Genomic DNA, 1,271 nt, shown 5'->3' with positions numbered 1-1,271 from the left:
TGACCTGCCACGGGATTTTTCCTCCACCTGCGATTAGAGTCCGACCCAACGAAGGGACGGACGATGAAGCGAACGAGATACAGCGACGAGCAGATCATCGGCATTCTGGCCGAGCATGAGGCAGGCGCGAATTGCGCCGATCTATGCCGCAAGCACGGCATGTCGGAGGGGACGTTCTACAACTGGAAGGCCAAGTATGGCGGCATGACGGTTTCCGAGGCGAAGCGGCTGAAGGCGCTCGAGGAGGAGAACGCCAAGCTTAAGAAGCTCCTGGCGGAACAGATGCTGGATCTGGCCGCGATGCGCGAGCTGGTTTCAAAAAAGTGGTAACGCCTGTCGTGAAGCGCGAGGCGGTCGCGCATCTGAAGGCCCGGTTCGGGCTGTCGGAACGACGGGCGTGCCAGATTGCCGGGGCGGATCGGAAGACGATCCGCTATCGGTCGCAACGCGCGCCCGACACGGAACTGCGCGGCCGATTGCGGGAGCTTGCCAACGAGCGTCGGCGGTTCGGCTACCGGCGGCTCTTCGTCCTGCTCCGGCGGGAGGGCGAGCCCTCGGGCATCAACCGGATCTACCGGCTCTACCGCGAGGAAGGGCTGACCGTCCGCAAGCGGCGCGCGCGGCGTAAGGCCATCGGCACACGCGCCCCGATCTTGGTCGAGGCGCGCGCAAATGCCCGTTGGTCACTGGACTTCGTCCACGACCAGTTTGTGTGCGGGCGGCGGTTCCGGGTGCTGAACATCGTCGATGACGTCACGCGGGAATGCCTCGCCGCGATCCCGGACACGTCGATCTCCGGCCGGCGCGTTGCGCGGGAGCTGGCGGCGCTGATCGAACGTCGCGGCAAGCCGGGAATGATCGTGTCGGACAACGGAACGGAGCTGACCTCGAACGCGATCCTGAAGTGGTGCGCCGAGAACCGGATCGAATGGCACTACATCGCGCCGGGCAAGCCGATGCAGAACGGCTTCGTCGAAAGCTTCAATGGCAGGATGCGCGACGAATTTCTCAACGAAACCCTGTTTCGCAACCTGGCCCATGCCCGCGATCTGATCGCGGCTTGGGTGACCGACTACAACACCGAGCGCCCCCACTCGGCCCTCGGATACCAAACCCCTGCAGGGTTCGCCCTGCACCTGACCACCGCAATCGCCCGTCCCGCTGCGCGAGATGAAAGCTCCGCGCGACGGGCGATTGCTCAACCCGCGCCAATAGGCGTAAATAACCACCGGGCTCCGGTCGTGGCTGGATGAAAGACCAGTGGCAGGTCA

Annotated in this window: 1 protein-coding gene; it reads left to right on the top strand. The window is 64.3% G+C overall.

Features of this window, described 5'->3' with window-relative positions; genetic code table 11:
• The first annotated feature begins 63 nt into the window (after nucleotides 1–63).
• Nucleotides 64–1,253, top strand: a protein-coding gene (locus tag OE647_RS20075; RefSeq protein WP_263723542.1) for an IS3 family transposase whose coding sequence is annotated in 2 segments (ribosomal slippage) — nucleotides 64–316 and nucleotides 316–1,253 — 1,191 coding nt in all. Because the reading frame shifts where the segments join, the coding sequence is not laid out codon by codon here.
• Nucleotides 1,254–1,271 lie beyond the last annotated feature (18 nt).

This window comes from Albidovulum sediminicola (assembly GCF_025751575.1).
GTDB classification, from domain to species: domain Bacteria; phylum Pseudomonadota; class Alphaproteobacteria; order Rhodobacterales; family Rhodobacteraceae; genus Albidovulum; species Albidovulum sediminicola.
The sequence above is the reverse complement of the archived record's forward strand: the minus strand, read 5'-3'. Positions and strand labels throughout refer to the sequence as shown.